Genomic DNA, 22,851 nt, shown 5'->3' with positions numbered 1-22,851 from the left:
CGCCTTGCCCGCCGCGGTTTAGGTTCGTCAATTATCGCTCCGCTCGCCGGGCAGAAGCGAGCCAACAACAGACGGTTTCAGGGAACCGTGTGATACTTGGGGCGCAACGCCCTTGGCTGGGCCCGCATTCGGGCAACGGGAGTCCAAATGCCCTGTCCGTTAGCGACGTTTCAGGGCAATGTCGTGCAAGGATTACGAAACTGACTTCGATCCGCCAGCTGAAACTTCGCCGTGTTGAGGGGCTGGGATGACAACCACACCATCACCGTCGGATGAACCACCAGGACAGATCGCCGAGTATGAGGGGTTCGAGTATCAGGGGTTGAATGGTAGCTGGACCCACAAGACCCGACCCGCGTTTGAGTCCGGTCCGTTGCCGTCTACAGCGCAGTTCACTGAAGCTCAAATTGAGCATCTGTCACGCTGGATGCACGATGGGTTACGCAGCCGGATGGAGATCAAGGACGACTACCTGGTGGCGCTTTTCCTCGTTCCGGTATTAGACGCGCACGCGGATACCGTCTGGATGCGAAAAATCTCGATTCTCACTACCCACCACTCAGTGCTTACCGTCGATGACACCCCGGAGGGCCGCCCGCCATTGGATCTCGACACAGTGGTGACGCGATTTCGATCCTGTCCGGATCGGTCGCCCGGACGGCTCGTGTACGTATTGATTGATGAGATCGCAAGAGCCTTTACAGAATTGGCTGATGGCTTCGAGGCTGAAATCAACGAAATCGAGGACGCTCTGGACGACAGCCACCCGCATCGCGCCTCAGATGGCGAATGGTTCCGCAAACGACTTCAACGATTCCGAAGCGACCTTTACGATGTGCGCTCAGCGCTGATTCCGACAGAACACGCGGTGCATTTCATCATCGTCGGTGAGGATCTGACGGGTGCCGAACTTTTCCCCCGCGACATCGAGGACAAGCTTCGCGACACCTATGACAGGCTGCGGTATGTCTCGGAGTCATTAGATGTGGTCCGCGACGAAATCGGCGGTCTTCGTGATTACTTGCAGGCTCGCATCGGCAATGAGCAAAACGAAATCATGAAAGCCCTCACGATCGTCGCCGCTTTAGTCCTGATCCCGACATTCGTCGTCGGTTTCTACGGCCAGAACTTCGAGTACTTCCCGGGCTTACACGGCAAGCGCGCTTTCTGGGCCGTGTGCCTCGTCATGCTGGCGATCGTCATGTCGGAGATTTGGTATCTGTGGCATCGAGGTTGGATCGGCCGGGGACTGCACAGACGCGACATCAAACGTTCGGGCAGGTAGCGCAATCCTGGCAGATTGCGCCGTCGACGGGGCAATCTGCGTCTGGACGACCCGGATCGACAATCAAGGCGAAGCCTGAGCTAGTCTCCGTTCGAACCCGCTTGAAACGAGAAACAGAGCCGCGTGAGCCAACTGCGCCGAAGTCGTTGATGCAGAAGCATTCTCGCAACTGGCGGTCAGCCTGCTTGCGGTAGAAGGTGCCATAAGCCGCGACTATGGTCTCCGCATCGCCATCAGGAACCGAACTTCATGTACGGGAGCAGCGACAACCGGTCAGTTTGTGCTCGTGTTGCCGCTTATGACGGCGGCACGCACTCTGCGGCGCTACGTTGTCGGCGACATCCGTCGTGACCCCCGTCAACGGCCCACGTAAACTGGACCGTCGAGGTTTCACCAGAAAGAGGGCGTACACGCATGAGCGGCCATTCCAAGTGGGCTACAACCAAGCACAAGAAGGCCGTCATCGACGCCAAGCGCGGCAAGATGTTCGCCAAGCTGATCAAGAACATCGAGGTCGCGGCCCGTGTCGGCGGCGGCGACCCGGGCGGTAACCCGACTCTCTACGACGCGATCCAGAAGGCCAAGAAGTCTTCGGTCCCGAATGACAACATCGAGCGCGCCCGCAAGCGCGGCGGTGGCGAAGAAGCCGGCGGCGCCGACTGGCAGACCATCATGTACGAGGGCTACGGCCCCAACGGCGTCGCGGTGCTCATCGAGTGTCTGACCGACAACCGCAACCGCGCCGCCGGTGAGGTCCGCGTCGCGATGACCCGCAACGGCGGCAACATGGCCGACCCGGGTTCAGTGGCCTACCTGTTCTCCCGCAAGGGCATTGTCACCCTGGAAAAGAACGGCCAGTCCGAGGACGACGTACTGATGGCTGTCCTGGATGCCGGTGCCGAAGAGGTCAATGACCTGGGCGACTCCTTCGAGGTGATCTGCGAGCCCACCGATCTGGTGGCGGTACGAACCGCGCTGCAGGACGCCGGCATCGACTACGACTCGGCCGAGTCCGGTTTCCAGCCGTCGGTGTCGGTGCAGGTAGACCTGGACGGTGCCCGCAAGGTCTTCAAGCTGGTTGACGCGCTCGAAGACAGCGATGACGTGCAGAACGTCTACACCAACGTCGACATCCCGGACGACGTCGCAGAGCAGCTCGACGAGGACTAGCTGACGGGTTCAGGCAATAGTTCCGTGCCCGTGAAAGGCTGAGTAAATCGGCGGACTTGGGTTGGGCGTGCGCTGGACGTCGTTGGTAGACATGGCTGAGTTGCCTTCGGCCATGGACGCTGAGGTCATGACGGGCGCTGAGCTGATTGCGAAGGCAATTGCCCCGGCGCCGATCAGTGCCACGATCCGTTGCTGTGCGATTCTCATTGTGGTTCCTTACGTCTGCCTGGCTCCTATCTGGACATAATCCAGTTTCTGTCGGCTATGTTCCGGCGGGCACTGTCGCGTGCGACACAAAGCCCACGGTTCTGGACATGTGCAGCTAGCCGAGTTTTCGTCAGGCGATGAGTGTGTCGGCCAGACGGGTGTGGTCGCTCAGTCGAGTGCGGTGCTGATCGGCGTGTCCCCGGATATCACTTCGAACGTCCGCCCAGCGGTGGCTGGTGTATCCAGTGCTGCCAACAGAATTGCGGCGACATCCTCGCGGGCGACAGTTCCCCGACCAGTGGATTCGGCAATCCGAACCATGCCGGTGCCGGGCTCATTGGTGAGTCCTCCCGGCCGCACGATGGTCGTCTGCAGCGCCGCGCGAGCTCGTACGTCCGCGTCGGCCTCGGACTTGGCTCGGATATACGCCAGGAACACGGGGTCGTATCGGTCGTCCAGGCTGCGGTCGTCGGCAGAGATCGCCGACACCATCACATAGCGGCTCACGCCGGCGGCTTCGGCGGCATCGGCCAGCAGGATCGCTGCGTCCCGGTCCACCGTCTGCTTACGTGCGGCGCCGCTGCCGGGGCCGGCGCCGGCGGCGAACACCACGGCATCAGCACCCTGCAGTTCTAGCGCGACATCCTCGGTGGAAGCGTGCTCGAGGTCGAGCACGATCGCGGTCGCGCCGATCGCTTCCAAGTCGGATGCCTGTGCGGGGTCACGGATCAGCCCGGCAACCGAATCGCCGCGAGCGGTGAGCAACTGCTCGAGAAGTAGAGCGATCTTTCCGTGTCCGCCGGCGATGACAACGTGCATGACTCCACTCTGACATGTAATCGGGGTGCGGCCGACCGCCGCGATGGGGGAGAATGTCCGTCGCCGCTGAGGCGTGTCCTGGCATGAACTGTCGGCGTCTACCGCTAAGCTATCGAACAGCTGTTCGGGACTAGTGGAGGAGCGCGCGTGCGGGTGATGGGCGTCGACCCTGGGCTGACGCGCTGCGGGCTGTCGGTGATAGAAAGCGGCCGTGGTCGCCACGTCATTGCGCTCGACGTCGATGTGGTGCGCACCCCGTCCGACGAGCAACTGCACCGGCGGTTGCTGACCATCAGCGACACCGTTGAGCACTGGATGGACACCCATCGGCCCGACGTCATCGCCATCGAGCGGGTTTTTGCCAACCAGAACGCCAATACCGCTATGGGCACCGCGCAAGCGGGTGGCGTCATCGCGCTGGCGGCGGCCCGCCGGAGTATCGATGTGCATTTCCATACGCCATCGGAGGTCAAAGCCGCGGTCACCGGCAACGGCCGGGCGGACAAGGCCCAGGTCACCACCATGGTCACCAAAATCCTTGGGCTGCAACAGAAGCCGACGCCCGCGGATGCCGCCGACGCCCTCGCCCTGGCCATCTGTCACTGCTGGCGCGCGCCCATGCTCGCGCGGATGGCCGAAGCCGAGGCCAAGGCCGCCGAGTTTCAACGGCAGTACGCGGCGAAACTGAAGGCGGCACGCGCATGATCGCATCGGTGCGCGGCGAGGTCATCGACATCGCCCTCGATCACGCCGTCATCGAGGCCGCCGGTGTCGGCTACAAGGTCATGGCCACCCCGGCGACCCTGTCGACGCTGCGGCGCGGCACAGAGTCGCGGCTGATCACCGCGATGATCGTGCGCGAAGACTCCCAGACGCTCTACGGCTTCGCCGACTCCGACGCCCGCGACCTGTTCACCACGCTGCTCGGGGTGTCGGGCGTAGGCCCAAAGATCGCGCTGGCGACGCTGGCCGTATATGACCCACCGACGTTGCGGCAGGCGCTGGCTGACAGTGATGTCACCGCGTTGACCCGGGTGCCGGGCATCGGTAAGCGGGGCGCCGAGCGCATGGTGCTGGAATTGCGCGACAAGATCGGCGCGCCGGCCGGTGGGGGATTGGCGGTGTCCGGTGGGCACTCGGTGCGTGGACCTGTCGTGGAAGCCCTTGTCGGCCTTGGCTTTGCGGCCAAACAGGCCGAGGAAGCCACTGACAAGGTGCTGGCCAACGACCCGGAAGCCAACACCGCCACGGCACTGCGCGCGGCCCTGTCGATGCTGGGTAAGAAATGAGCCGCTTTGAGGATTTCGAGGATGAGGCGCCCGAAGATCGGGAGGTCACACCGGCGCTGACGGTCGGCGAGGGCGATGTGGATGCCAGCCTGCGTCCCAAGTCGCTGCGCGAATTCATCGGCCAGCCCCGGGTGCGCGAGCAGCTGCAACTAGTCCTCGAAGGCGCCAAGAATCGTGGCGGCACCCCCGACCACATCTTGCTATCCGGGCCGCCTGGTCTGGGGAAGACATCGCTGGCCATGATCATCGCGGCCGAGCTGGGCTCGTCGCTGCGCGTCACCTCCGGGCCGGCACTGGAGCGCGCCGGCGACCTGGCCGCCATGCTGAGCAACCTCGTCGAAGGTGACGTGCTGTTCATCGACGAGATCCACCGCATCGCCCGGCCTGCGGAAGAGATGTTGTATCTGGCCATGGAGGACTTCCGGGTCGATGTCGTCGTCGGCAAAGGCCCTGGAGCGACGTCGATCCCACTAGAAGTGGCACCTTTCACCCTGGTCGGTGCGACCACCCGATCAGGTGCACTGACCGGCCCACTACGCGACCGGTTCGGCTTCACCGCACACATGGACTTCTATGAACCGTCCGAGCTGGAGCGGGTGCTGGCCCGCTCGGCAGGCATTCTGGGTATCGAGCTGGGCGCTGAAGCCGGGGCTGAGGTGGCCCGCCGGTCCCGCGGTACGCCACGGATCGCCAACCGGCTGCTGCGCCGGGTTCGCGACTACGCCGAGGTGCGCGCCGACGGGGTCATCACCAAGGACGTGGCCAAGGCCGCGTTGGAGGTTTATGACGTCGACGAGCTCGGTCTGGACCGGCTCGACCGGGCTGTATTGACCGCTCTGACAAAGAGTTTCGGCGGTGGGCCGGTCGGGGTCTCGACACTGGCGGTAGCCGTGGGAGAGGAAGCCACCACCGTCGAGGAAGTGTGCGAGCCGTTCCTGGTGAGGGCCGGGATGATCGCCCGCACGCCGCGAGGTCGGGTGGCGACCCCCCAGGCGTGGACCCATCTGGGATTGCAACCGCCGATCAACGGACTGGGGCAAGCCGGCCTGTTTGAATAGCACCATGCTGACCGCAGGGTTGATCGTCGCTGGCTTGGCCGCGCTGCTGCACGTCTACATTTTTGTGATGGAGTCGCTCACCTGGACCTCACCGCGAACTAGGGCGACTTTCGGCACCACCGAGGAGCAGGCAGTGGCCACCAAGGAACTCGCTTTCAATCAGGGGTTCTACAACCTGTTCCTGGCCATCGTGACCGCCGTCGGAATTGCGGCAATGGCCATGGGGCATAACGGAATCGGCTTGGCACTGATCTTCGCCGGCGTGGGTTCCATGGCCGCCGCGGCCCTGGTGTTGCTGCTGTCTTCACCGGACAAGGCGCGTTCGGCGGTAGTGCAGGGCGTCTTTCCGGTGATCGCCATCGCGCTGTTGGTCGCGGGTTCGTTGTGATGGCGCGCGGTATCGGTGCCGCTCTGGTGGCCATGACGGTCGTCCTGGTGGGGTGCGGCCCATCCACCGCCGACTCCGATCCCACACCCTCCGAGGCCTCACCCGTGCAGGCGGCAGCACCGCTGCAGCCAGCCACGGAGGCGCCGCCCCCAGGTGCACAGCCCCGACTCGCCGCCGAACCGGCGCAGGTGGCCGACGACCTCGTCGCCGACGAACAGGCGGTGCGTGATCCGTCGACGTCGGAACCGGCGCTGACCACAGCAGCGCACCGGCAGCAGGCCGCCTACCGTGCCATCGCCAAACACCCCGACTGGGACGGCATCATCGCGCCGCGCATCCCACCGGCTTTGGCTGCCGCTTACCGGCATAATGTGGACGCCGCCCGAGGCCTCTCCTCGATGACGGCACCGCGAGATACGGTGCCGCCGTGGACCATTCAGGCACCGGCCCCGGCTGACGAACTACTGGGCTACTACCACGACGCGCAAGCGGCTTCAGGCGTCGACTGGAATTATCTGGCCGCGGTCAACCTGGTCGAGTCGCGTTTCGGCCGGATCAACGGCAACAGCCCCGACGGGGCGCAGGGGCCCATGCAGTTCCTGCCTGCGACCTTCGCCCAGTACGGCGCTGGCGGCGACATTCATGCACCCCGCGATGCGATCATGGCCGCCGGCCGCTACCTGGCCGCGAATGGCTTTGCCGCAGACCGGGATAGCGCCATCCACCACTACAACCATTCGGCCACCTATGTCGATGCCATCAACGACTACGCCGCGGTGTTGGCCGCCGACCCGGCGGCGTTCGCCGGGTACTACCGATGGGACGTGTACGTGAAAACCATCGCTGGCGATCTCCTGCTGCCCGTTGGTTATTCGGCGTCCAGTCCGACGCCTGCGGCCGACTACCTGGCTGCCCACCCGCAATAGGAGCGTTGCGCCGAAAATCACAAGTCGCGCAGAACCAACTCCAGCACGTCGAGCCCTTCGATCAGCAGCTCGTCACTGATGGTCAACGGCGGCAGGAACCGCAGCACGTTTCCGTAAGTGCCACAAGACAATACGATCACGCCGGCCTGATGGGCGCCGACGCACAGCGCCTTGGTCAATTCAGGATCGGGTTCGGTGGTTCCGGCCTTGACCAACTCCACGGCGATCATGGCGCCGCGGCCGCGGACTTCGCCGATGCGCTCGTCGTCGGCCTGCAGGCGACCCAGCCGATCCTTCATGAGCGTTTCGATCTGCGCGGCACGCGACACCAGACCGTCGGCCTCAATGGTGTCGATGGTGGCCAATGCGGCCGCGCACGCGACCGGGTTGCCGCCGTAGGTTCCGCCCAGGCCTGATACGTGTGGGGCGTCCATGATCTCGGCGCGGCCGGTGACAGCAGAGAGCGGCAGGCCGTCGGCGATTCCCTTGGCCGTGACGATCAGGTCCGGTTCGATGCCTTCGTGCTCGCAGGCGAACATCTTGCCGGTGCGGGCGAAGCCGGTCTGCACCTCGTCGGCTATGAACACCACATTGTTCTTGCGGCACCAGGTCAACAATGTTGGCAGGAACCCGTCGGCCGGGACGATGAAGCCGCCCTCGCCCTGGATCGGCTCGATGATGATCGCTGCCAGGTTGTCCGCGCCGATCTGCTTGTCGATGACGGTCAGCGCGCGCCGGGCGGCCAGCTCGCCGTCGGTGGCCAGTTCCTTGCCGAACTCGGCATCGCGGAACGGGTAGGACAGGGGAGCACGGTAGATCTCCGGCGCGAACGGCCCGAACCCGCTCTTGTAAGGCATCGACTTGGCGGTCAGCGCCATGGTCAGGTTGGTTCGGCCGTGATAGGCGTGGTCGAACGCGACGACGGCCTGCTTGCGGGTGTAACTGCGGGCTACCTTGACTGCATTCTCGACTGCTTCGGATCCCGAATTGAACAGTGCGGAGCGCTTCTCACCGGTGCCGGGGGTCAATCGGTTGAGTGCCTCGCACACCGCTACGTATTCCTCGTACGGCGTCACCATGAAGCAGGTGTGGGTGAAACGGGCGGCCTGCTCGGCGACGGCCTCGACGACCTTGGGGGACGAGACGCCGATGGTGGTGACGGCGATGCCGGCCCCCAGGTCGATCAGTCGGTTGCCGTCGACGTCCTCGACGATCCCGCCGCCGGCGCGGGTGGCATAGACCGGCATGGTGGCCCCGACGCCCCGGGATACCGCCGCTGAGCGGCGCTGCGCCAGCGCCACGGACTTCGGACCTGGGATTGCGGTGGCGAGGTGACGGCTCTGCTCGATGGTGCTCACGGCTACTCCTGGGCAACGGCTGGCACGACGGTCGGGGCAGGAACAAGCGTAGTCGGCGGACCACCTGCGACCGTGGCGGTCGGCGAAATTGCGGACAGTGGCACACTGGTCAGTACTGCGCACCGCGATCGCCTGGTCCGGTCTGCCTGCCTACTCAACAGAAACGAAAGATTCTCGTCGTGGATTTGGTTGTCTTTTTGCCGCTGCTCATCGTCATGGGCGGCTTCATGTTCTTTGCTTCGCGGCGGCAGCGGAAGCAGATGCAAGCGACCATCGACCTGCATGAGTCGCTGAAGGTCGGGGACCGGGTGCACACCACCTCGGGCCTGCAGGGGACCATCGCCCGGATCGACGACGACAACGTCGATCTGGAGATCGCCCCCGGCGTCGTCACTACCTGGATGAAGCTGGCAGTTCGTGACCGCATCGAGCCGCAGGCACCCGAGGCCGCCGACGAGGCCAAAGATCAGGCTCCGTCGGAGGTAACCGGCACGTACACCGAAGAGGACGCGCCGAAGACCGACAGCTGACCATCCTGTAGCACCACGTACCCTTTGCTGGGCTGACGTAACCGATCTCGAGGAGACCTTAGAAACGTGGCATCGTCTTCGGCGCCGGTGCACCCATACCGCTATCTGTCGCTGTTCCTTGTGCTTCTGGTCGGTGCTTACCTGCTGGTCTTTCTGACCGGCGACAAGCACGCCAAGCCCAAGCTGGGCATCGACCTGCAGGGCGGTACCCGGGTGACGCTAACTGCGCGTACCCCTGACGGTTCGAAACCGACTCATGAGGCGTTGACGCAGGCGCAGGAGATCATCGGTTCCCGCGTGAACGGTCTGGGCGTCTCCGGCTCGGAAGTGGTGATCGACGGCGACAACCTGATCATCACGGTGCCCGGCCAGGACGGTAGCGAGGCCCGCAACCTGGGCCAGACGGCCCGGCTGTTCATCCGGCCGGTCATCCAGGTCTTCCCGGCCCGTCCCGCCGCGCCCAAGCCGGCCTCTCCCGCCCCGGGTGCTCCTGCGGCTCCTGCCCCAGGCGCTCCCGCCGCGCCCGGAGGCCCAGGCGACGTGGCGCCGCCTCCCGGTGCCGAGGAAGCACCCGCGCCCGCACCTGCCCCGGCGCCCGCTCCGGCGCCGCAGCCCCGGCCTTACCCACAGGACCCCGCACCGTCGCCGGCGCCCGGCCCGGAGCCTGCTCCGGCCGATAACGGCACCCCCGCGTCGCCTGCGAATCCGGCACCTGACGCCGGAGCCCCGGCGGCTCCCGGCGCTCCCGCGCCCGGCGGTCCGGCGCCGGCACCCGCTCAGCCCGCCGGTGGCAAGGCCGACATGACCAAGCGGATCGCTGCTGAAAAGGAACTGCGGCAGAACACCAATCCGCAGATCCAGCTGCTGGCACTGCAGGTGCAGGCAACCCGTTGTGAGCAGCAGGACGTGCTGGCCGGCAACGACGATCCCAACCTGCCACTGGTGACCTGCTCCAAGGACCACAAGCAGGTGTATCTGCTGTCCAAGTCGATCATCAGCGGCGACCAGATCCAGGACGCCTCTTCGGGTTTGGATCAGCAGCGCGGCGAGTACGTCGTCGACGTGCAGTTCAAGAGCCAGGCCGCTGACACCTGGGCCAACTTCACCGCTGCCAATATCGGTGTGCAGACTGCCTTTACGCTGGACTCGCAGGTGGTCAGCGCGCCGGCCATCCAGGAAGCGATTCCCGGTGGACGCACCCAGATCACCGGGCATTTCAACGCCGAGTCGGCCAAGGATCTGGCCAACGTGCTCAAGTACGGTTCGCTGCCGCTGTCATTCGAGTCGTCTGAGGCCGAAACCGTCTCGGCGACTCTCGGTTTGACCTCGCTGAAGGCAGGCCTGATCGCCGGTGGCATCGGCCTGGTGCTGGTGTTGCTCTATTCTCTGCTCTACTACCGCGTGCTCGGACTGCTCACCGCGCTGTCGCTGATCGCCTCGGGCGCAATGGTTTTCGCGATCCTTGTGTTGCTGGGCAGATATATCAACTACACGCTGGACCTGGCCGGTATCGCAGGTCTGATCATCGGTATCGGCACAACTGCGGACTCGTTCGTGGTGTTCTTCGAACGCATCAAAGATGAGATCCGCGAGGGACGTACGTTCCGCTCGGCGGTGCCACGCGGTTGGGCACGGGCCCGTAAGACCATCCTGTCCGGCAACGCCGTGACATTCCTGGCCGCGTTGGTGCTGTACATCCTGGCCATCGGCCAGGTTAAGGGCTTTGCATTCACGTTGGGCCTGACCACCATCCTCGACGTGGTGGTGGTGTTCCTGGTGACCTGGCCGCTGGTGTACCTGGCGTCCAAGTCGGCACGACTGGCCAAGCCGGCCTACAACGGCCTGGGCGCGGTGCAGCAGATAGCCCGTGAGCGTCGGACAGCCGCCAGCGCGACGGGACGGGGGTAACAGCGATATGTCAAGGCACACAACAGATGACACCGACGTCGAGGTGACGGAGTCGGCTGCTATGGAGGACACCGCGGCTGCCGAGGTGACCACGTCGACCGGCGAGGCGTCCGAGGGCAGCCTGCCGCATCACGGTTTCTTCGTCCGGCTCTATACCGGCACCGGCGCGTTCGAGGTGATCGGCAAGCGCCGGATGTGGTACCTGATCAGCGCTTTGATCGTGCTGGTCGCGATTGCCAGCATCGGCATCCGCGGATTCAATTTCGGTATCGACTTCGAGGGTGGCACCAAGGTCGCCATGCCGGTTGCCGGAGCCACTGGCAACGCCACGCCGAAGCAGGTCGAGGACGTGTTCAGCAAGACGCTGGGCCACGCTCCGGAGTCGGTGGTCAAGGTCGGCAACGGCGATGCGGCGACGCTGCAGATCCGCTCGGAGACGCTGTCCACGGCCGACACCGCGAAGCTGCGCGACGCCCTGTTCGCCGCGTTCCAGCCCAAGGGTGAGGACGGCAAGGCCTCGAAGGAGGCCATCAGCGACTCGGCGGTCTCGGAGACCTGGGGTGGGCAGATCACCCAGAAGGCGCTCATCGCGCTGGGGGTGTTCCTCGCCATCGTCGCGGTGTACATCGCGGTCCGCTACGAGCGGTACATGGCGGTCGCCGCGCTCGCATCGTTGGCCTTCGACCTCATCACTACAGCAGGCATCTATTCACTGGTCGGCTTCGAGGTCACGCCGGCCACCGTCATCGGCCTGCTGACCATTCTGGGATTCTCGCTGTACGACACGGTGATCGTGTTCGACAAGGTCGAGGAGAACACCCACGGCTTCGAACACACCACCCGGCGTACCTTCGCCGAACAGGCCAACCTGGCGGTCAACCAGACCTTCATGCGGTCCATCAACACCAGCTTGATCTCGGCGATGCCGATCATCTCGCTGATGGTGGTCGCGGTATGGCTGCTGGGGGTGGGGACGCTCAAGGACCTCGCCCTGGTCCAGCTGGTCGGTGTCATCGTCGGTACCTACTCCTCGATCTTCTTCGCCACGCCACTGCTGGTCAGCATGCGGGAACGCACCGACCTGGTGAAGACACACACCCGCCGGGTGCTGAACCGCCGCAAGTCGGCGGCCCAGCGCGGAGGATCGGGTGACGAGGTCACCGTGGACGTGTCCACCGCGCCCGAGAAGCTCGCTCCGGAGAAGCCCGAGCCGGGTGCCAAGCCCATCCGGCCGACCGGCAAGCCATCAGGTAAGCGGAACAGCCAGCGGTAGGCCCCGATGCCCGCCCGGTTCGGCCCAACGGCCTTCATCAGTGCGGTGATCGTGGTGGCCGGTTCGGTCTTGTCCGCCTGCGGCAGCTCCGATGGTGCCGTCGAATACGTTGTCGACGGCGCCCTGCCCACCTACAACACCGCAACGGTGGTGGGGGCGGCTTCGGGTGCGCCACAAGCATTTTCGCGAGTGCAGACGGGATTCGGGTTCCACGGTCCGGACGGTCAGGTGGTAGCCGACCGGGATTTCGGGACGGTTTCGGTCGTGGGCCGAGCGCCGTTGATCCTGGACTACAAGATCAACGACAACGCGGTCTATTCCGACGGCAAGCCCGTTACCTGTGACGACATGGTGCTGGCGTGGGCCGCCCAGTCCGGCCAGTTCCCGGCGTTCGACGCGGCCAACCATGCCGGCTACGCCGACGTCGGGGTGCTCGACTGCCAGCCCGGACAGAAGAAGGCACGAGTGACCTTCGCCCGCGATCGTGCCTTCATCGACTACGCGCAGCTGTTCGCCGCGACATCGATGATGCCCGCGCACGTGCTCGACGACACTCTCGGGCTGGGCGATGGTGGAGTGACCAAAGCAATTCAGGACGTTGACGGGCCAACCATCGACAGGGTCGCCCAGGCGTGGAACACCACCTGGAATCTGGACTCCTCCACGGACCTGAAGAAGTTTCCGTCCGCGGGACCCTACAAGGTGGGTTCAGTGGCAAAGGACGGCTCGATCACCTTGGTGGCCAACGACAAATGGTGGGGAGCGAAGCCGACCGTCGTCAAAGTCACTGTTGAGCCGCGGAGCGCTGATCTGGCTGGCCGGATCAAGTCGGGCAAGGTCGAGGTGGTCGACGTCGCAGCCGGGTCTATCGGCGACCTGAGCGTGTCGGACAACTACACCCGCACCGACAGCCCGTCGGCCGGTATCCAGCAGTTGATTTTCGCGGCCCAGGGCCCGTTGGCGGACCCGGCGGCGCGTCGGGCGGTGTCGCTGTGCACGCCACGCGACGCCGTCGCGGGTATCGCGGGCGCCCCGGTGAGCAACGTGCGGTTGAACCCGGCGTCGGACGATTCCCTGACCGTCGCTGAAAACCCCGGCGATGGCGCGCAATTCGACAACGCGGACATCGACGGGGCTCGCGCAGCCATCAACCGTCAGCCGCTGAATGTCCGTATCGGCTACCGCGGCCCGGATGCGCGGCTGGCGGCGGTCGTTGCCGCAATCACCAAGTCATGCACCGCAGCCGGGGTGACCGTGCAGGATGCCGCCTCACCGACGGTCGGACCACAGAGCTTGCGCGCCAATGAGATCGATGTGTTGTTGTCCGGTCTGGGTGGCGCCGCTGGCAGCGGTTCGAGCGGTTCGTCGAGCATGGATGCCTACGCCTTGCACAGCGGCAACGGCAACAATCTGTCCGGCTATAACAACGACCGCGTGGACGGAGTCATCGGTGCCCTCGCGGTGAATGCCGATGCCAAGGAGCAGGCCAGGCTACTGGGCGAGGGTTCGCCGGTGCTCTGGGGTGATCTGCCTACCTTGCCACTGTACCGTCAGCAGCGCACCCTGCTGGTCGCCAAGAGCATCGCCGCGGTCAGCGCCAATCCCACGCGCTGGGGTGCAGGCTGGAACATGGACCGATGGGGGAGCAAATAGTGACCGACATCAGTGCCCTGCTCGACGAATTGATCCGTGAGGTACCGGACTTTCCCGAGCCCGGCATCCAGTTCAAGGACCTGACGCCGCTCCTGGCCGACGCCCGCGGTCTGGCGGCGGTGACCGGTGCGCTGGCCGAGGTGGCCGAAGGTGCCGACATTGTCGCCGGGATCGACGCGCGCGGTTTTCTGCTAGGCGCGGCGGTGGCCACCAAGCTGGGCACCGGGGTGCTGGCCGTGCGCAAGGGCGGCAAGCTTCCGCCTCCGGTGTACAGCCGCACATATGCCCTGGAGTACGGCTCGGCGACGCTGGAGATTCCGGCTGACGGGATCGATCTGACCGGCCGGCGCGTTGTGGTTATAGACGACGTGTTGGCGACCGGCGGCACCGTAGCCGCGACCACCGAACTGTTGCGGGCCGCCGGCGCGACGGTGACCGCAGCCGGCGTGGTCCTGGAACTGAGCGCCCTCAGTGGACGCGCGGTGCTGCAACCCCTGCCGGTCACCAGCTTGTACGTGGTCTGAGGGGATATCCTCGACAAACCGGTATGGAAGGTGGTGACCAGTTGGCTGACGATAGGTTGACGCAAACGCAGCCTGGCCCGCCCGAGGTGGCGGTGGGTCTGGACTCTGCCAAGTCGACCGTCAGTGCCTCGCGGCGGGTTCGGGCGCGGCTGGCCCGTCGGATGACCGCGCAGCGCAGCCAGGTGAACCCGGTGCTCGAACCGCTGGTGGCGGTGCACCGCGAGATCTACCCGAAGGCCGACCTGGCGCAGCTGCAGCGGGCGTATGAGGTCGCCGAGCAGCGGCACGCCCCCCAGCTGCGCAAATCCGGTGATCCGTACATCACCCATCCGTTGGCCGTCGCCAACATCCTGGCCGAGCTCGGGATGGACACCACCACGCTGATCGCGGCGCTGTTGCACGACACCGTCGAAGACACCGGCTACACGCTGGAGGCGCTGACCGCCGAATTCGGCACCGAGGTCGGCCATCTGGTGGACGGGGTCACCAAGCTGGACAAGGTGGTGCTGGGCAGCGCCGCCGAGGCCGAGACCATCCGCAAAATGATCATCGCGATGGCGCGGGACCCACGGGTGCTGGTGATCAAGGTCGCCGACCGGCTGCACAACATGCGCACCATGCGCTTCCTGCCGCCGGAGAAGCAGGCCCGTAAGGCGCGCGAGACTTTGGAAGTCATTGCACCGCTTGCCCACCGGCTTGGTATGGCCACGGTCAAATGGGAGCTGGAGGATCTGTCTTTCGCCATCCTGCACCCCAAGAAGTACGAGGAGATCGTTCGGCTGGTGGCTGATCGGGCACCGTCCCGGGATACCTACCTGGCCAAGGTGCGCGCTGAGATCGCCAACTCCCTTGCCGGCATGAAGATCAACGCCACTGTCGAGGGCCGACCCAAGCACTACTGGTCGATCTACCAGAAGATGATCGTCAAAGGCCGTGACTTCGACGATATCCACGACCTGGTGGGCGTGCGAATCCTGTGCGACGAGATCCGGGACTGTTATGCCGCGGTCGGTGTGGTTCACTCGCTATGGCAACCCATGGCCGGCCGGTTCAAGGATTACATCGCCCAGCCGCGGTTCGGGGTGTACCAGTCGTTGCACACCACGGTGGTAGGCCCGGAGGGCAAACCGCTGGAGGTGCAGATCCGTACCCGGGACATGCACCGCACCGCGGAGTACGGCATCGCTGCGCATTGGCGGTACAAGGAAGCCAAGGGCCGCAACGGTTTACCGGCAGCTCACACGGCCACCGAGATCGACGACATGGCCTGGATGCGCCAACTGCTGGACTGGCAGCGGGAGGCCGCCGACCCTGGCGAGTTCCTCGAGTCGCTGCGTTACGACCTTGCGGTACAAGAGATCTTCGTCTTCACCCCGAAGGGTGACGTGATCACTTTGCCGACTGGATCGACGCCGGTGGACTTCGCTTACGCGGTGCACACCGAGGTGGGCCACCGTTGCATCGGTGCCCGGGTCAACGGCCGTCTGGTGGCGTTGGAGCGCAAGCTCGAAAACGGCGAAGTGGTCGAGGTTTTCACCTCCAAGGCGCAGAACGCCGGTCCGTCGCGAGACTGGCAGACGTTCGTGGTGTCGCCGCGGGCGAAGGCGAAGATCCGGCAGTGGTTCGCCAAGGAGCGCCGTGAGGAGGCGCTCGAATCCGGTAAAGACGCCATCGCCCGCGAGGTACGCCGTGGCGGAATGCCGTTGCAGCGCTTGATGAACGCCGAGTCTATGGCTGCGCTTGCTCGCGAGCTGCGCTACGCTGACGTCTCGGCGCTCTACACCGCAGTCGGCGAGGGACATGTCTCGGCCCGGCACGTCGTGCAGCGTCTGGTGGCCACCCTCGGTGGTGACGAGGACGCTGCCGACGAGATCGCCGAGCGGTCGACACCGGCCACCATGCCGGTGCGGCGCCGCACGAATGACGATGTGGGCGTGGCAGTTCCGGGTGCGCCCGGGGTGCTGACCAAGTTGGCCAAGTGCTGTACGCCGGTGCCCGGCGACAACATCATGGGATTCGTCACCCGTGGTGGTGGAGTGAGCGTGCACCGCACCGACTGCACCAACGCAGCCTCACTGCAGCAGCAGGCGGAGCGGATCATCGAGGTGAAGTGGGCGCCGTCGCCGTCGTCGGTGTTCCTGGTGGCCATCCAGGTGGAGGCGCTGGACCGGCACCGCCTGCTGTCCGACGTGACCCGGGTATTGGCGGACGAGAAGGTGAACATCCTGTCGGCGTCGGTGAATACGTCCAACGACCGTGTCGCCATCAGTCGCTTCACTTTTGAAATGGGCGACCCGAAGCACCTGGGCCATGTGCTCAACGTGGTGCGCAATGTCGAGGGCGTCTACGACGTATACCGGGTGACGTCCGCGGCGTAGGCCCGTGATTTCGGCGCGCTCCGTACTGGTCAGCGGGACGGGACGCGCCCAAATCCCCTGTTCACCCTGATTTCGATGTCCTCCAGGTCGACTGGCTGAGCCTCATCGTCAGCGGTCACGACCACGTTGACCTTGTTCCCGGATTCGCGGTCGACGAAGGTCAGCGGTCCTTGGCCGTTCTGCAGATGTTTGTCGCCCCACTGGCTCATGGCCAGGTACACCGGCAGCAGGTCTTCGCCCGCGGCGGTCAGTCGGTACTCGTCGCGGGCGCGTTTGCCGGGTTCCTGATACGGCACCCGGACCAGTAGTTGCGCAGCCTCCAGTTGCTTGAGGGCTCGCGACACGGCCGGCGCCGATGTACCGATCCGCTCGATGAAATCCTCGAATCGGGTTGTACCGAACAAACTTTCGCGGACGGCGAGGAAGACAGTCTTGGTGCTGAGTAGGTCGAGCAGCTTGGCCACCGAACACGCTTCGCCGATCGACCACTGCTGTCGATCGCTGAGCTTTTCTTCAAACTTCATCTCGCCTCCTTTGGCTAATGCTTGCGTTACTCAGATATCTGTGCTTCCATCTTAGTAACGACATCGTTATCCAGCAAGGGAGTGGTTCAGATGGTTGCAGTTGCAGGCAAAGTGGCAGTGGTTACCGGCGGACGTCGTGGGCTCGGGGCCGCGCTGGTTGACGAGCTGCTGGCCAGGGGAGCGCGCAAGGTGTACTCCACGGGCCGATCGTCCTTCGTCGACGACCGGGCGGCAGTGGTGCCCCATCAACTGGAGGTCAGTTCGGAGGCTTCGGTTTCGGCGTTGGCCGAGATCGCTCCGGACGCTGAGATCGTCTTCAACAATGCCGGCATCTTGTTGCCCGATTCGCTGCTGACAGGGAGTTTCGACGACATCGAGACGACCTTTGACATCAACGTGTTCGGACCGCTGCGGGTCGCTCGGGCCTTTGCGCCGATTCTGGCGGCCAACGGCGGCGGTGCACTGGTGAACATGCACTCGGTGTTGTCCTGGGTTGCCGGCAGCGGTGCCTACGGTGCTTCCAAGGCGGCGGCCTGGTCAGTGACCAACTCGCTGCGCGGCGAGCTGGCCGCACAGGGCACCCAGGTGGTCGGCGTGCATGCCGGATTGATCGACACGGACATGGCTGCCGCGCTCGGCGGACCGAAGACCACTGCGGCCGAGATCGCCAAGCGCATCGTCGACGGACTGGAAGCCGGCGAAGTGCAGGTGCTGGCAGACGATGTGACAGTAGGCGTCAAGGCGGTGCTGTCGGGCCCGGTGGAGAACCTGACGTTTGCGCTGGCGGTCTGATCCGGTCTCGATCGAAGGAGCTGAACTGTCATGCCGCTGTGGACCATTCATCACACGCCGGGGTACTTCACCGCAGAGGATAAGCACGACTTGGCGTCTCGCATCACCGATCACTACGAACAAGCCGGATTGCCGAGGTTCTACGTTGTGGTGATCTTCAACGAAACCCGTTCGGACGACCTCTATGTGGGCGGTGAGCCGACCCCGGTCGGGCTGCGCATCGTCATTGATCACATCGCTCGGCACGCCGCAGACAAGCAGAGCCGCAACAGGATCGCCCACTGGATCAACTCGATACTGCTGCCATACCTGCAAGGCCGCGACGACGTCCACTGGGAGTTCCACGTCGATGAGACCAGTGAGGACCTCTGGATGATCAACGGCTTGATCCCGCCGCCGATGGGCTCGGAGGCCGAACAGCGTTGGGCTGCAGACAATATGGCCGCTGCGTACTGACAGCGTTACTGCTGCCGTTGGGGTACTGAGTGTCAGGACCCCAACGGCAGCATTGCCAACTGGCGGCTCTGCACGACCACCTGACCGTTGGCATCGAGGATGACGTGGTCCTCCTCGAACCAGGTGTCACCCACGATGTTTGAGCTGGCCATGACCCGCAGCCAGCCGGGCGCCGGACGGCGGCGCAGGTAGGTGGTGAGCTGCACGGTCGGACTCCAGCCGAAGTGGCCCCGGTTCATCGTTACCGGCGGCGTGATATCGCCTGCCATTAGCGCGAACAGCATTGCCGTGTCGGGGTTGTCCTCATCAGAAGCAAAGGGCCGCAACCACATCCGGTTGACAGGTTCGCCCTCGGCGCCGGTCAGGAACGGGGTAGCGGAGTCCATCCGCAGATCACACGCCTGAGCCAGGTGCACGACCTGGCCCAGGGGATGGTCCGAAGTGACCGGCACCGCGTCGACTGGCGGTTCGGCCGGCATGGCGGTTGCCGCCAAGGATGCTTGATGCCGCGGAGGCTTGGAGTCGAACGGCCCAAGTGTGACCGAGCAGGTGACGGCGGGGCGCCCGTGCTGGGACAGCTCTACCTGGACCAGGCTCACCTGCCGGCCGCGCTTGCGCACGGCGGTGGACAGTTGCACGTCGCCGGGGTCGGGGGCGTTGAGGTAGTTGGCGCTCAACGCGATTGGTGCAGACTCCGTATCGCTACCGATGGCCTGCTGAGCTGCTGCGGCGCACACCGCCATCATGCAACCGCCGTGCACCTTGGGTCCGATGGTCCACAGCGGATCGATGGTCGCGGTGAAGGTGCCGTCGCCCAGGTTGGTGACCGTGGTCAGGTCGGTGAAAGGCCGCGCGGTCATACCATCTCCAGTTCCATTGTGGTGCTGCTCGATTCCTGGCTCCGGGCAGGCCGGGTCCGGACCTTCAACGGCCACCAGAACCAGCGCCCGAGCAACGCTGCGATCGATGGCGTGATCAGCGACCGCACCACGAAGGTGTCGAACAGCAGCCCCAGCCCGATCGTGGTGCCGATCTGCCCGACCGACCGCAGATCGCTGGCGATCATCGAGATCATGGTGAATGCGAAGACCAGTCCAGCTGCGGTGACCACCCCTCCGATCGCCCCCGTCGCGCGGATCAGTCCGGTACGCAAGCCGGCGCCGATCTCCTCCTTGAATCGGGATACCACAAGCAGGTTGTAGTCCGATCCGACGGCCAGCAGCACGATCACCGACATCGCGATCACCAGCCACTGCAACTCGATGCCCAGGAAGTACTGCCAGATCAGGACCGACAGACCGAAGGAAGCGGCAAGTGAGAGCACGACCGTCCCGACGATCACGATCGACGCGACCAACGCTCGGGTGATCAGCAGCATCACGACAAAGATCAAGATGATTGCCGCGAGCGCCGCGATCAGTAAGTCATAATGCGCGCCCTGCTGAATGTCCTTGTACGTAGCCGCGGTTCCACCCAGATAGAACTTCGCACTGGACAACGGGGTGCCCTTGACCGCCTCTTTGGCGGCTTGCAGTTCCGCGTCGACGTGCGAAATGCCTTCCAGCGTCGCGGGATCGGTGTCATGGGTGACGATGAAGCGGGCAGCTTTGCCGTCGGGGGAGAGCATCAGCTGCATGCCGCGCTTGAAGTCCGGGCTGTCGAAGGCTTCCGGCGGCAGGTAGAACATGTCGTCGTTCTTGGCGTCGTCGAAGGTCTGACCCATGACCGCCGCGGTGTCGGTCATGCGTTCCATCTGGTTGACCATGCCGTCGAAAGTGCTGCGCATGGTCTGCATCAGGTCCCGGACGTCGGTCGCCAGACTGATCATCGGCGGCAGCTGCGCGGCGATCTGCGGTGTCACCGAGTCGAGCTTGTCCATCGCGTCGGACAGTGACTTGGTGTTGTCGGCCAGCCGGTCGAAGCCATCGGTGGCGTCGAACACCGAGCGCATGGCGTGGCAGATCGGGATGTCGTAGCAGTGCGGCTCAAAGTAGAAGTAGTTCCGCAGCGGCCGAAAGAAATCGTCGAAATCGGCTACCTGGTCGCGTAATTGGGCGGTGGTCGCCGACATGTCCTGCGCCGCGCCCTGTGCGGTGTGGGTGGCGTCGGCCAGCTGCAGGCTCAGATCATGCATGTGCCGCATGATGCCGATCATCGACGTGAGGTGGTTGGTCATGGTCTGAACATCGCCGAGTCGAGCCTTGAGGAACTGTAGGTTCTCGTTCATCGACACGGCCTGGGCGCTGATCTGGAACGGGACTGATCCATGTTCCATCGGCGGGCCGAGCGGCCGGGTGATGCTCTGCACCCGGGCGACACCAGGAACTCGGAAGATGTATTTGGCTATCCGGTCCAGTACCAGCATGTCGCGTGGGTTGCGCAGGTCGTGGCCGGCCTCGACCATCAGCATGTCGGGGTTCATCCGCGCCGAGGTGAAATGCTTTTCCGCAGCGGCGTATCCGACGTTGGACGGGACATCGGAGGGTACGTAGAAACGGTTGTCGTAGCTGGTGCGGTAGCCGGGCAGGGCCAGCACACCGACCAGTGCGGCAGCGGTTGCGGCGGCCAGGATGGGCGCCGGCCACCGAACCACCGCGGTGCCGACCCGGCGCCAACCACGGGTCTTGGTGGCGCGCTTGGGATCGAGCAGACCGAAGCGGGTGCTGACCACCATGACCGCGGGGGCGAAGGTCAGTGCCATCACCAGGATGACCGCCATGGCCGTGGCACAGGGGTAGGCCAGCGTATTGAAGTAATTCAGCCGGGTGAAGCGCAGGCACATCATGGCACCGGCGATGGTCAGGCCAGACCCCAGGATGACGTGATACACGCTGGAAAACGTTGAGTAGTAAGCGGGTTCCTGATCCTCGCCGGCATTGCGGGCTTCGTGATACCGGCCGAGCAGGAATATCCAGTAGTCCGTTCCGGCGGCGATCGCCAGTGCGGTCAACACGCTCACCGCGAAGGTGGACAGGCTGATGGCCTCGGCGTTGCCCAGCACCGCGACCAAGCCGCGGGCCATGCTCATCTCGGTCAGTACCACCAGCAGAGCGATGAATGTCGTTGCGATGGAACGGTATACGACCAACAGCATGAAGGCGATGACAACCAGCGTCACCAGCGTCATCTTGACCATGCTCTTGTCGCCGGCCTCGTTGTTGTCGGCCACCAGGGCGGCCTGGCCGGTGACATGTGGTTTGACCCCGGCAGGCGGGTGACTGTTCTCCACGATGTGCCGGACCGCGTCCACCGATTCGACGCCCTCGGTGGAGCCCTGGTCACCGCGCAGGTTCACCTGGACGTAGGCGGCTTGATGGTCTTCGCTCTCGGAGCCTGCCGAGGTGATGCGGTCGCCCCAGAAGTCCTGGACGTGCTGAATGTGAGCAGTGTCTTTGTCGAGTTGGTGAACCAGGTCCGCGTAGTAGCGGCGCGCTTGGTCGCCGAGCGGCCCGTCGGACTCGATGATGATCATCAGCACGCTGTCGGAGTCGAATTCGCCGAACGTGGTGCCGATGTGCTTCATAGCCTTGACCGACGGTGCGTCCTGCGGTGACAGGGAAACCGCATGGTTGGCGCCGACCACCTCAAGTTTGGGCACCAGCAGGTTGGTGGCTGCGGTGGCGGCCAGCCAGATCAGGATGATCGGCACAGACAGGATGCGAATCAGCCGCGGATAGCCCCCGCGGCTGCCGTGCTGGCCGCTCATGCCGCCTTCACCAGGCAGAAGGTGGATGCGGCTGCGCCGTCGACGCCCTGGTGATCTCGTAATTCGCCGTTGACCGTGATCCGGCAGCTCAGTTGTCCGCTATCGCCCTGGGCCACCAGGTTCGCGAAGACGCTCGGCACGGTGGTGGTCAAGGTCTTGGACCACGGCAGCGATGTGAACCGCTCGTGCTGAGGCTGCGAGCGCTCATCGACGTAGCTGATCATCCCGGTGGTCCCGGCGGGTCCGTCCACCTCGTAGGTGACGTACTTCGGGATGGTGGAAACGATGTTGTCCGTGCGGCTTTCGGCCGAATGCTGGGCACCGAACACACCATGAAAGCGCACGATGACGAGCCCTCCGGCGGTGACCACAGCGATGACGACCAGCGGCACCCAGCATTTCTGCGCGGCCTTGAGCAACCACTTCATGGCGCGTAACTATACGGTCGTATATATACGCATGTATAGTTATGGTTCGGTGGTGACGATCACACCCGTCCACCTGGGACTTGAGACACAAGAGCCCTCACCGTCTCAAAATAACTGGCGGTTACCAGCAACCGCCCGCCGAGCTCGATATGGTGGGCATTGGTCGGATGGCAGGCAGT

General features: G+C 64.5%; 22 protein-coding genes. 15 read left to right on the top strand and 7 right to left on the bottom strand.

What is annotated here, in order from left to right; translation table 11 throughout:
• The first annotated feature begins 247 nt into the window (after positions 1–247).
• Positions 248–1,285, top strand: coding sequence for a magnesium transporter CorA family protein (locus M2432_RS23830; protein WP_280829312.1), 1,038 nt, complete (start codon positions 248–250; stop codon positions 1,283–1,285).
• Positions 1,286–1,699: 414 nt separating this feature from the next.
• Entirely contained in the window at positions 1,700–2,455 is a 756-nt protein-coding gene (locus tag M2432_RS23825; protein ID WP_280829311.1) for a YebC/PmpR family DNA-binding transcriptional regulator, read from the top strand.
• A gap of 9 nt (positions 2,456–2,464) precedes the next feature.
• Here the strand turns inward: M2432_RS23825 and M2432_RS23820 are convergent, their stop codons facing one another.
• Both M2432_RS23820 and M2432_RS23815 read right to left on the bottom strand, forming a co-directional pair.
• Positions 2,465–2,662: a hypothetical protein gene (locus M2432_RS23820; RefSeq protein WP_280829310.1), complete on the bottom strand. Its 198-nt coding sequence runs from the start codon at positions 2,660–2,662 to the stop codon at positions 2,465–2,467.
• Between the two features lie 168 nt (positions 2,663–2,830).
• A complete protein-coding gene (locus M2432_RS23815; RefSeq protein WP_280829309.1) occupies positions 2,831–3,481 on the bottom strand; it encodes an NAD(P)H-binding protein in 651 nt (216 codons plus the stop codon).
• Positions 3,482–3,628: 147 nt separating this feature from the next.
• Here M2432_RS23815 and ruvC point away from each other — a divergent pair, with 147 nt between their 5' ends.
• The 5 genes from ruvC to M2432_RS23790 are packed head-to-tail and all read left to right on the top strand — an operon-like array spanning position 3,629 to position 7,142.
• Entirely contained in the window at positions 3,629–4,186 is a 558-nt protein-coding gene (gene ruvC, locus M2432_RS23810) for a crossover junction endodeoxyribonuclease RuvC (protein ID WP_280829308.1), read from the top strand.
• On the top strand, positions 4,183–4,770 hold the full coding sequence (gene ruvA, locus M2432_RS23805; protein ID WP_280829307.1) for a Holliday junction branch migration protein RuvA: 588 nt from the start codon (positions 4,183–4,185) through the stop codon (positions 4,768–4,770). Before ruvC ends, ruvA begins: the two co-directional genes overlap by 4 nt.
• A complete protein-coding gene (gene ruvB / locus M2432_RS23800) occupies positions 4,767–5,828 on the top strand; it encodes a Holliday junction branch migration DNA helicase RuvB (RefSeq protein WP_280829306.1) in 1,062 nt (353 codons plus the stop codon). The genes ruvA and ruvB overlap by 4 nt, the downstream gene beginning before the upstream one ends.
• Before the next feature lie 4 nt (positions 5,829–5,832).
• Entirely contained in the window at positions 5,833–6,216 is a 384-nt protein-coding gene (locus M2432_RS23795; protein WP_280829305.1) for a DUF1304 domain-containing protein, read from the top strand.
• Positions 6,216–7,142 (top strand): lytic transglycosylase domain-containing protein, encoded by a 927-nt coding sequence (locus M2432_RS23790; protein WP_280829304.1) that lies wholly within the window; start codon positions 6,216–6,218, stop codon positions 7,140–7,142. Before M2432_RS23795 ends, M2432_RS23790 begins: the two co-directional genes overlap by 1 nt.
• A 17-nt stretch (positions 7,143–7,159) precedes the next feature.
• Here M2432_RS23790 and gabT read toward each other — a convergent pair whose 3' ends face one another.
• Positions 7,160–8,500, bottom strand: a complete 1,341-nt coding sequence (gene gabT / locus M2432_RS23785) for a 4-aminobutyrate--2-oxoglutarate transaminase (RefSeq protein ID WP_280829303.1) — start codon at positions 8,498–8,500, stop codon at positions 7,160–7,162.
• Positions 8,501–8,679: 179 nt separating this feature from the next.
• On the opposite strand from gabT, the gene yajC reads away from it, so the two are divergent.
• The 6 genes from yajC (at position 8,680) to M2432_RS23755 (ending at position 16,766) form a co-directional block, all read left to right on the top strand.
• Positions 8,680–9,030 carry a preprotein translocase subunit YajC gene (gene yajC / locus M2432_RS23780; RefSeq protein WP_280829302.1) on the top strand — a complete coding sequence of 117 codons (351 nt, stop codon included), beginning with the start codon at positions 8,680–8,682 and terminating at the stop codon, positions 9,028–9,030.
• Positions 9,031–9,096: 66 nt separating this feature from the next.
• Positions 9,097–10,938: a protein translocase subunit SecD gene (gene secD / locus M2432_RS23775; protein WP_280829301.1), complete on the top strand. Its 1,842-nt coding sequence runs from the start codon at positions 9,097–9,099 to the stop codon at positions 10,936–10,938.
• 7 nt (positions 10,939–10,945) lie between these two features.
• A complete protein-coding gene (gene secF / locus M2432_RS23770) occupies positions 10,946–12,211 on the top strand; it encodes a protein translocase subunit SecF (protein WP_280829300.1) in 1,266 nt (421 codons plus the stop codon).
• A gap of 6 nt (positions 12,212–12,217) precedes the next feature.
• Positions 12,218–13,864, top strand: a complete 1,647-nt coding sequence (locus tag M2432_RS23765; RefSeq protein WP_280829299.1) for an ABC transporter substrate-binding protein — start codon at positions 12,218–12,220, stop codon at positions 13,862–13,864.
• A complete protein-coding gene (locus M2432_RS23760; RefSeq protein ID WP_280829298.1) occupies positions 13,864–14,388 on the top strand; it encodes an adenine phosphoribosyltransferase in 525 nt (174 codons plus the stop codon). The genes M2432_RS23765 and M2432_RS23760 overlap by 1 nt, the downstream gene beginning before the upstream one ends.
• Positions 14,389–14,444: 56 nt before the next feature.
• Positions 14,445–16,766, top strand: coding sequence for a RelA/SpoT family protein (locus M2432_RS23755; protein ID WP_280829382.1), 2,322 nt, complete (start codon positions 14,445–14,447; stop codon positions 16,764–16,766).
• 29 nt (positions 16,767–16,795) lie between these two features.
• Here M2432_RS23755 and M2432_RS23750 read toward each other — a convergent pair whose 3' ends face one another.
• Positions 16,796–17,290, bottom strand: coding sequence for a helix-turn-helix domain-containing protein (locus M2432_RS23750; protein ID WP_280829297.1), 495 nt, complete (start codon positions 17,288–17,290; stop codon positions 16,796–16,798).
• A 90-nt stretch (positions 17,291–17,380) separates the two neighbouring features.
• Here M2432_RS23750 and M2432_RS23745 point away from each other — a divergent pair, with 90 nt between their 5' ends.
• A complete protein-coding gene (locus M2432_RS23745; protein ID WP_280829296.1) occupies positions 17,381–18,082 on the top strand; it encodes an SDR family oxidoreductase in 702 nt (233 codons plus the stop codon).
• Between the two features lie 30 nt (positions 18,083–18,112).
• Complete coding sequence (locus tag M2432_RS23740) at positions 18,113–18,538, top strand: tautomerase family protein (RefSeq protein WP_280829295.1); 426 nt, start codon at positions 18,113–18,115, stop codon at positions 18,536–18,538.
• Between the two features lie 32 nt (positions 18,539–18,570).
• Here M2432_RS23740 and M2432_RS23735 read toward each other — a convergent pair whose 3' ends face one another.
• Genes M2432_RS23735 through M2432_RS23725 form a run of 3 tightly spaced genes read right to left on the bottom strand, consistent with a single transcriptional unit; the run spans position 18,571 to position 22,672 of the window.
• Positions 18,571–19,398 (bottom strand): thioesterase family protein, encoded by an 828-nt coding sequence (locus M2432_RS23735; RefSeq protein WP_280829294.1) that lies wholly within the window; start codon positions 19,396–19,398, stop codon positions 18,571–18,573.
• Complete coding sequence (locus M2432_RS23730; protein ID WP_280829293.1) at positions 19,395–22,244, bottom strand: MMPL family transporter; 2,850 nt, start codon at positions 22,242–22,244, stop codon at positions 19,395–19,397. Before M2432_RS23730 ends, M2432_RS23735 begins: the two co-directional genes overlap by 4 nt.
• Complete coding sequence (locus tag M2432_RS23725) at positions 22,241–22,672, bottom strand: MmpS family transport accessory protein (RefSeq protein WP_280829292.1); 432 nt, start codon at positions 22,670–22,672, stop codon at positions 22,241–22,243. The genes M2432_RS23730 and M2432_RS23725 overlap by 4 nt, the downstream gene beginning before the upstream one ends.
• Positions 22,673–22,851: the final 179 nt, after the last annotated feature.

This window comes from Mycobacterium sp. OTB74 (assembly GCF_029892685.1).
In the GTDB taxonomy this organism is placed as follows: domain Bacteria; phylum Actinomycetota; class Actinomycetes; order Mycobacteriales; family Mycobacteriaceae; genus Mycobacterium.
This window is presented reverse-complemented; position numbering and strand designations above follow the sequence as displayed.

Bases quoted from the DNA above. Each gene is read 5' to 3' on its own strand.
- M2432_RS23830 (WP_280829312.1), top strand. From the start codon at position 248: ATGACAACCACACCATCACCGTCGGATGAACCACCAGGACAGATCGCC.
- M2432_RS23765 (WP_280829299.1), top strand. From the start codon at position 12,218: ATGCCCGCCCGGTTCGGCCCAACGGCCTTCATCAGTGCGGTGATCGTG.
- M2432_RS23795 (WP_280829305.1), top strand. From the start codon at position 5,833: ATGCTGACCGCAGGGTTGATCGTCGCTGGCTTGGCCGCGCTGCTGCAC.
- M2432_RS23735 (WP_280829294.1), bottom strand. From the start codon at position 19,398: ATGACCGCGCGGCCTTTCACCGACCTGACCACGGTCACCAACCTGGGC.
- secF (WP_280829300.1), top strand. From the start codon at position 10,946: ATGTCAAGGCACACAACAGATGACACCGACGTCGAGGTGACGGAGTCG.
- M2432_RS23825 (WP_280829311.1), top strand. From the start codon at position 1,700: ATGAGCGGCCATTCCAAGTGGGCTACAACCAAGCACAAGAAGGCCGTC.
- M2432_RS23745 (WP_280829296.1), top strand. From the start codon at position 17,381: ATGGTTGCAGTTGCAGGCAAAGTGGCAGTGGTTACCGGCGGACGTCGT.
- M2432_RS23790 (WP_280829304.1), top strand. From the start codon at position 6,216: ATGGCGCGCGGTATCGGTGCCGCTCTGGTGGCCATGACGGTCGTCCTG.
- M2432_RS23730 (WP_280829293.1), bottom strand. From the start codon at position 22,244: ATGAGCGGCCAGCACGGCAGCCGCGGGGGCTATCCGCGGCTGATTCGC.
- M2432_RS23750 (WP_280829297.1), bottom strand. From the start codon at position 17,290: ATGAAGTTTGAAGAAAAGCTCAGCGATCGACAGCAGTGGTCGATCGGC.
- M2432_RS23725 (WP_280829292.1), bottom strand. From the start codon at position 22,672: ATGAAGTGGTTGCTCAAGGCCGCGCAGAAATGCTGGGTGCCGCTGGTC.
- M2432_RS23820 (WP_280829310.1), bottom strand. From the start codon at position 2,662: ATGAGAATCGCACAGCAACGGATCGTGGCACTGATCGGCGCCGGGGCA.
- ruvA (WP_280829307.1), top strand. From the start codon at position 4,183: ATGATCGCATCGGTGCGCGGCGAGGTCATCGACATCGCCCTCGATCAC.
- ruvB (WP_280829306.1), top strand. From the start codon at position 4,767: ATGAGCCGCTTTGAGGATTTCGAGGATGAGGCGCCCGAAGATCGGGAG.
- M2432_RS23815 (WP_280829309.1), bottom strand. From the start codon at position 3,481: ATGCACGTTGTCATCGCCGGCGGACACGGAAAGATCGCTCTACTTCTC.
- M2432_RS23740 (WP_280829295.1), top strand. From the start codon at position 18,113: ATGCCGCTGTGGACCATTCATCACACGCCGGGGTACTTCACCGCAGAG.